The sequence below is a fragment of the Dietzia sp. DQ11-71 genome (genome assembly GCF_014144995.1).
GTDB lineage: Bacteria > Actinomycetota > Actinomycetes > Mycobacteriales > Mycobacteriaceae > Dietzia > Dietzia kunjamensis.
In genome coordinates this window covers 1-7,396 of sequence record NZ_JAALDT010000141.1, presented here as the reverse complement: position 1 = coordinate 7,396, position 7,396 = coordinate 1, and the positions used below count along the sequence as shown (strand labels likewise).

8 protein-coding genes are annotated in these 7,396 nt (G+C 71.7%); all 8 read right to left on the bottom strand.

All coding sequences use genetic code 11. From position 1 onward, the window contains the following. A partial coding sequence (locus tag G6023_RS05855; protein ID WP_241727711.1) for a copper transporter occupies window positions 1-634 on the bottom strand: 634 nt, incomplete at its 3' end. After that, window positions 631-1,803, bottom strand: coding sequence for a putative cytokinetic ring protein SteA (steA, locus tag G6023_RS05850; RefSeq protein ID WP_069390224.1), 1,173 nt, complete (start codon window positions 1,801-1,803; stop codon window positions 631-633). The genes G6023_RS05855 and steA, both read right to left, overlap by 4 nt. Window positions 1,804-1,861: 58 nt before the next feature. Then, complete coding sequence (gene recN, locus G6023_RS05845; protein ID WP_182634436.1) at window positions 1,862-3,607, bottom strand: DNA repair protein RecN; 1,746 nt, start codon at window positions 3,605-3,607, stop codon at window positions 1,862-1,864. Window positions 3,608-3,616: 9 nt separating this feature from the next. Next, on the bottom strand, window positions 3,617-4,546 hold the full coding sequence (locus G6023_RS05840) for an NAD kinase (RefSeq protein WP_182634434.1): 930 nt from the start codon (window positions 4,544-4,546) through the stop codon (window positions 3,617-3,619). Then, complete coding sequence (locus G6023_RS05835) at window positions 4,543-5,364, bottom strand: TlyA family RNA methyltransferase (protein WP_067715729.1); 822 nt, start codon at window positions 5,362-5,364, stop codon at window positions 4,543-4,545. Before G6023_RS05835 ends, G6023_RS05840 begins: the two co-directional genes overlap by 4 nt. Beyond that, a complete protein-coding gene (locus G6023_RS05830) occupies window positions 5,364-5,576 on the bottom strand; it encodes a hypothetical protein (RefSeq protein ID WP_119191625.1) in 213 nt (70 codons plus the stop codon). The genes G6023_RS05835 and G6023_RS05830 overlap by 1 nt, the downstream gene beginning before the upstream one ends. 10 nt (window positions 5,577-5,586) lie before the next feature. Further along, a complete protein-coding gene (locus G6023_RS05825; RefSeq protein WP_182634432.1) occupies window positions 5,587-6,585 on the bottom strand; it encodes an HAD-IIA family hydrolase in 999 nt (332 codons plus the stop codon). Between the two features lie 5 nt (window positions 6,586-6,590). Continuing rightward, on the bottom strand, window positions 6,591-7,396 hold an 806-nt coding region (locus G6023_RS05820), incomplete at its 5' end, for a tetratricopeptide repeat protein (RefSeq protein ID WP_182634430.1).

Below are 7,396 nucleotides of genomic sequence, written 5' to 3'. Positions count from 1 at the left end.
GGGGCCCGGTCACGACCAACGCGAGCTGTCCGGGCCGAAGGGTCCCGGGTTCGTAGCCGATGATCCCCGCATCCGCGAGGGTGGTGAGGACCGTCTCCCGGTCGTCGTCCTCGAGGTGCGGTTCCGCGTCCTCGGCGCGCAGCAGCCCCGCGCGACCGAGCGCCGTGCCCAGCTGGGTACCGAGGTCCGCATCAGCGGCCGGGGCGGTGCCGATGGGCAGGTTCGCGACGAGCGCCTGGAGCTCCGCGTCCGCCTCCGGGTCGACGGCCATGTCCGTCAGGGTGACGCGGCCCGCGTCGATCCCGCCGGCCGCGTCGATCACCTCGCGGGCCGCCGAGACGTCCTCGTCGGAGGCGCCGGGTGCCACGATCGTCAGGACCGGCCTCCCGTCGAGCCGACCGTCCACGACGGCCGGGGTGAGGTCTCCCGCCAGCGAGTCGAGTCGGTCGACGGCGAGCCGCTCCGCGGCCAGATCGTCCTGCGACGCCTCGAGCCGCGCCGCCGTCGTCTCCTCACGCTCGACCACCGCGTCCCTGATGGACGTCGCCACGGACGTCGACCCGAGGACGACCCCCACCGCGAGAGCGAGGAACACGGCCACCAGCGTCAGGACGTGGCGACGCAGGGAGATCAACGGAAGAGCCCCTGGACCCAGAGCGCGAAGGAGTTCCAGGTCTCGACGGCCCAGATGAGCAGGTCCGCGGCGGCGTCGCGAGCCACCACGACCGCGGCCACCGCGATCAGGGCGGCGAGCACGACCAGGGCGAGTCCGATCCCGGCGCCACGAGACCGGTACAGGGTCGCGCAGGCGTCGGCGTGGACCAAGCGGGAGGAGACGGTCGTGTCGACCATCGTGGACGAGGGCGCGGACGAGTCGCGGAACGCGTTCTCGAGCCCCCTGTCGTCGCCGGTCACCACGATCATCTCGGCGCCCCCGTGGTAGGCCAGCAGCAGCGCCATGTCCCTCGCGGTCGCGGCGGCGGGGAATGTCGTGGCCCCCAGTCCGAGCTCTGTGATCCTCTCGAGGCCCTCCGCGCGCCCGTCGCGGTCGGCGGGCACCACCAGGACGGCGCCGTCGGTGAGGACCTCGTCGGACACGTCCGTGGGGGTCGCGACGACGACGTCGGCCGTCAGCCGAGCGGAGCGCAGGAACTCCGCGCCGGCACCCACGCCGACCAGCAGCGGTCGGTACTCCCGGATGAACGGCTTGAGCTCGGCGAGCTGGCCGCGCGCGGCCGCGTCACCGGTGACCACCACGACGTGACGGTCGGTGAAGTCGACGTCGATCGACGGGAGGCCCTCGCCGTCCAGCAGCAGCGGGTGCTCGAGGCTGAGGAACTCGGTGGCGTTGGCCAGGTGCGCCAGCGCCGACTCGACGTACCCGCTCTCCGCGGCGTCCACCTCAGCGAGGAGTGTGGCCGGGTCGACCTCGCGGCCGCTCGTGACCTCGTCCTCGGACTTGACCGAGTAGACGACGCCGTCGTCGATCCGCACCCGGGTCCCGTCGGCGACCCCGGACAGGTCCGCGTCCTCGATGACCGGGATCGTCGACGCGGCGAGGATCCGGAACGCGGCGCGGGGGAGCATCTCCTCCCCCTGACGGGGCACGTGCACCACTGCCGCCACCCCGGCGTCGACGAGAGCGCGGGCGGTGTCGGCGGGCGCGCGGTTGAGATCGAGCACGGCGACGTCCTTGGCGCCGAGCTTCCTGGGGACCTGTGACCCCACCTCGATCTGGCGGACGGTGCCCACGACACCGGCGAGGTCAGTGGAACGACGGCTGAGCAGACCCGACATCTTCATGCGCCGAGTATCACGCGTGTGATTCACGTGACCAGGGAGGTCTGCCCGGCGTGTCGGATTAACGGTCGACTTGAGCTTGAGACTTTTCCCGTTGTGCCTTCTCCAGCAACTCCCGCGCATGTGCCAGACCTGTGTCGGTGTCCTCCATACCGGCGAGCATCCGGGCGAGTTCGGTCACCCGATCGGAGTCGGCGACCGCCGTGACCCCGGAGACGACCCCGTCCGATCCCCCGGCGCCGGTGTCCTTGTGCACGACCAGGTGCGTGTCGGCGTACGCCGCGACCTGGGCGAGGTGGGTCACCGCGATGACCTGGTGGGTTCTGGCCAGTCTGGCCAGCCGCTTACCGATGCTCAACGCCGCCCGGCCGCCCACTCCCGCGTCGACCTCATCGAACACCAGGGTCCCTCCCCCGGATCTCTCGGCCAGCACCACCTCGAGCGCGAGCATCACCCTCGACAGCTCGCCTCCCGACGCGCCTCGGCCGAGCGGGACGATGCCTGACGGCCCGTCGAGCGCCAGCTCGACGTCGTCGAGACCCGACTCCGAGGCGCCGTCGAGGCCTTCGCCTGATCGGGTGACCCGGACCACGAGCCGGGCCCCGCCCATCGACAGCTCTGCCAGCTCGGCGGACACCCTCTCCGCGAGATCGTCCCCGGCGGCGCGTCGGATGCGCGTCAGTGTGGCTCCGCGCTCGTCGAGTTCGGCAGCGAGGCGCTCCACGGTGGAACGGAGTTCGGCGACGGCGGAGTCGGAGGTGTCGACCTCACCGAGCCGCGTACGGGCCCTGTCCGCCCACGCGAGCACGTCGTCGACATCGGTGCCGTACCTCCGGGTCAACGCCCTGAGATCGTGGCGTCGTTCCAATGCCGAGTCGAGGTCCGCCGCGTCGACCGGCAGCTCGGCCAGGTACAGGCCGAGCTCGGTCGCGGCATCTCCGAGCGCCGCGACGGCCTGGCCGATGCTGGTGGCGATCGGGTCGAGCGCGGGGTCACCGGCAGCGTTCAGACGGTGCCTCAACTGGTCGAGGACACCCACCACCGGCTCGCTGGTCTCGCCGTCACCGGCGAGGACGTCGTGGGCCTGCCCCGCGACCTCTCGCAGTTCCTCGGAATCGGTGAGTCGGCGGATGCGGGCGTCGAGTTCGGCCTCCTCCCCGGGCTCGGGCCCCAGGGCATCGATCTCCTCGAGTCCCATCCGCAGCAGGTCGGCTTCCCGGGCCAGCTCACGAGCCCGACCGGTGCGCTCCGCCAGTGAACGCTCGGCGTCCCGCCACAGCCGATAGGTGTCGCGGTAGGCGTCGAGGGCCGCCCGCGCCTCGTCCCCACCGTGGGCGTCGACGGCGTCTCGCTGCCTGTCCGGACGGAGCAGACGCAGCTGATCGTTCTGGCCGTGCACGGCCAGCACCGGCGCGCAGAAGCGGGCGAGGGTCCCGGCGGGGACAGACCTCCCCCCGAGCCGGGCACGCGAACGGCCGTCCGCACCCACCCGGCGTGCGGCGATGACACTGCCGTCCTCGTCGAGTTCGACGTCGGTGTCCTCGAGCAACTCGTCGAGGTCGCGTCGGTCGGCGGTGTCCATGGTGGCCGTCGCGGCCAGGTCGAAGCGCCCTTCGACGAGTGCCTTCTCCGCACCGCGCCGGACACGCCCGGGGTCCGCGCGCCCTCCGGCCAGGAGCCTCAGTCCCGTGACCACCATCGTCTTGCCCGCGCCGGTCTCGCCGGTGAGCACCGACAGCCCGGGCGAGAAATCGGCCACGGCCTCGTCGATGATGCCGAGGCCGCTGATCCGAAGTTCCGTGAGCACGCACCCACCCTAGGTGAGGGGCCGGACAGCGGACCGCCCACGCCACCCGGTGACGGGCAGTTCGAACTTCGTGACCAGTCTGTCGGTGAACGGCGAGTCGTCCAGTCGGACCCACTTGACCGGGCGCGCGCCCCGCACCACCTCGACCCGGCTGCCCGGCGGGACGTCGACGAGGCGTCGTCCGTCCACCACCACCACTGCCGGGCCGGAATGCACCCCGGTCTCCACCGCGACCCTGGAGGAGGGTGCCACGACCATCGGACGGGCGAACAGCGCGTGGGCGTTGTTGGGGACCACGAGGATGGCGTCGAGTTCGGGCCAGACGATCGGCCCGCCGGCCGAGAACGCGTAGGCGGTCGACCCGGTCGGCGTGGAGACCAACATGCCGTCACAGCCGTAGTCACTGACCGGTCGGCCGTCGATCTCCACGGACGCCTCGAGGACGCCCTGCCGGGAGACCTTCTCGATGCTGACTTCGTTGAGTGCCCAGTCCCGGGCCAGGACGGTGTCCCCGTGGATGACGGTGGCCTCCACCGTCATCCGTTCGACCACCCTGTAGTCCTTCGCCGCGATCTGCTCGACGACGCCACTGAGCGAGGAGACCTCCGACTCGGCGAGGAAGCCGATGTGTCCGAGATTGACCCCCAGGATCGGCACGTCCGCGGCGTTGGCGTACTGGCAGGCGCGCAGGAACGTGCCGTCACCACCGAGGACCAGGACGAGTTCACACCCTTCGGCGGCCTCGGGGATGTCAGGGACCGCCTCCACGCCCGCCCCCGTGGCGACGCTCTCGCTGGTGCCCTCCACCATCCGTACCGCGATGCCCCTGGTCGCGCACGCGTTGACCACCTGGGCGACGGTGGCGACGATGTCCTGCCGGGCGACGTTGGGGACGAGCAGGATCCTGCGCGAGTGCACCTGTCCGGGCGTGCCGTTCATTGCGGGCCCTCCTCTACTGCCGTCCGTATGGCCTGCTGCGCCTCGGCGCTCATCTCGAGTCGCTCTCCCGCGCCGACCTTACGGAGGTGGAGGAAGTACTCGACGTTCCCGGACGGGCCGGGGAGCGGGCTGGCGACGCATCCCAGCGGCTCCAGTCCGAGTGCCGCGGCAGCCCGGGCGACACCGGTGACCGCCTCGATCCGCAGTGCCGGGTCGCGCACCACACCGCCCTGGCCGACACGCTCGCGGCCCACCTCGAACTGGGGCTTGACCATCGGCAACAGGTCGCCTCCCGGGCGCACGCACGCTGCGAGCGCGGGCAGGACGAGTGCGAGCGAGATGAACGACAGGTCGGAGACCACGAGGTCCACCGGGCCACCGATGTCGTCCGGGGTCAGGGAGCGGACGTTGGTCTTGTCGTGCACGCCCACGCGCTCGTCGCTGCGCAGGCGCCACACCAACTGTCCGTACCCCACGTCCACCGCCTCGACGCGGGTGGCGCCACGCGAGAGCAGGACATCGGTGAACCCGCCGGTCGACGCGCCTGCGTCGAGACACCGAGCTCCGGAGACCGGCACGTCGGAGAACGCCTCGAGGGCTCCGACCAGTTTGTGGGCTCCGCGGGATGCCCAGTCCGGTTCATCGGAGGCGGTGAGCGCGATCGATGTGGTCGGCTCGACCTGGGTCGCGGGCTTGGTGGCTGCCACCCCGTTGACGATCACGCGCCCGGAATCGATGAGATCACGGGCGCGTTCCCGACTGTCACAGATCTTGCGGCGAACCAGTTCGGCGTCCAGCCGCATCCGCTTCGCGACCATCAGCGCCGACTGTCCAGCGCCGTCAGCGCCTGCGCGAGGAGCTCGTGGGCGGCGTCGAGGGCGGCCACCTGGTCGTCCCGGACAGATGAGCCGTCCGGTCCAGCGCCCTGGCCCCCGACGGAATCGGCGAGCAGATCGTCGAACGTCGAGCGGAGTTCGTCGGTGTCGGGGCCCGCGGGCCCGGGGCGTGGCTGTGGTCCGGGGGTCGTCACGGCCTACACGCTAGCCGACGCCGAGGCCCGCACCCGCCAGCCGGGATCGCAGACCCTCGTCGGCCGCCCGGAATGCCTTCGACTCGTGACGCCACGCCAGCCTGACCACCGCACGGGCGAGATCGAGCCGATCGAGCGCCTCCGGCGCGCTGGTCAGGTGCAGGGCACCGTTCTCGACCGTTCCGTCCAACTCCACTGCGGCGTCGATCCGGCTGGCCTCCGCCGAGGCAGACAGTGCGGAGAGATCGTCCGCCAGGTAGGTGGCCCGGCTGTCGGGATCCGCGACCAGGAGATCGTCGACGCCGTGGACGCCGGTCAGCACCATGAGCGACGGCATCCCGGCGGCGACCGCACCCTGGATGTCCGTATCGAGGCGGTCACCGATGACCAGCGGGCGGGTGGAACCGACCAGATCCGCGGCGGCGGTCAACACGCCGGCGGCCGGTTTGCCCGCGACCAGGGGCTCGCGATCGGTCGCCGCACGGAGGGCGGCGACCAGGGACCCGTTCCCGGGGAGCAGGCCTCGTTCGGTGGGCAACGTGGCGTCCACGTTGGACGCGACCCAGGGCACACCCCGACGGATCGCCAGACATCCCTCGGCCAGATCCGACCAGGTCAGTTCCCGGGACAGTCCCTGCAGGACGACCTCCGGATCGTCGTCGGCGGACAGGACGACCTCGTACCCGGCCTGCCGGGCGAGGTCGCGGAAACTGTCGTGTCCCACCACCAGGACCCTGGCACCGGGATCGACATGGTCCGCAGCCATCACCACCGCGGCCTGCGCGCTGGTCATGACGTCGTCGGCACCGGCGGAGAAGCCGAGCGACCGAAGGTGGTCGGCGGTGTCCCTGGGCGAGCGGCTCGCGTTGTTCGTCACGTAGACCACGGGGAGCCCCGCGTTCGCGAGCGCCTCCGCGGCCCCCGGGATCGGCTGGCTGCCGCGGATGAGAGTGCCGTCGAGATCGACGAGTAGGGCGTCGTGCCGTGCGGCCAGCGAAAGGGTGCTCAACTGACCTACGCCTCGAGCTCCGCGAGACGCGCCTGCGCATCGGTCGTCTGCTCGGGGTCGGCGGTGACGGCGTGACCGAACCAGTCGGCCGCCTCCCTCTTCCGATCCGCGACGAGCAACACCTCGGCGTAGGCGTAGTCGAGGCGCGCTGCGGATTCGCCGCGGGCGTCCTTGTCGAGGCCGGCGTCCTGGAGAGTCACCAGGGCCGCGTCGAGCTGACCCATGTCCACCCGGGCGCCGGCCTCCACGATGCGGAGTTCGATGAGGTCGTCCCCCTCGAGCATCCTCGATTCCTCCCCACGGGCCAGTTCGATGGCACGTTGGGGCCTCTCCAGGCCTCGTTCGCAATCGGCCATCATCGCCAGCAGGCCCGGCCCGCCGGAGATCCGGCGGGCCGCCCGGAGTTCGCTCAGCGCTTCCGACCATTCGCCGGCGCGGTACGCCAGCACGCCGAGAGTCTCCCGAACGACACCGATGCGCCCGGCCCTGTTCTTGGCCGCGCGACCGTGGGCGAGCGCGAGCTGCGGATCCTCGTCGACCAGGTACATGGCCGCCACCATGTGCTTGGCGACGGACTCGGCGTTGGACTTGTCCAGACTGCGCAGGTCGCGGCGGATCTCTGGGTCGAGGTCGCCTGCCTCGATGTCATCGGGCAGCTGCGGCTCGTCGGCCCTGGCCGCTTGGCGTGCCTCCTGACCGGGACGCCCCTCCGATCTACGGTCGTCGCCGGGCCGGCCACCCCGCCGGGCCCCGCCCGGGGCGCCGGATCCGCGTCGGTCTCCGCTGTCGCGTCGGTTTCCGCCGCCGCGAC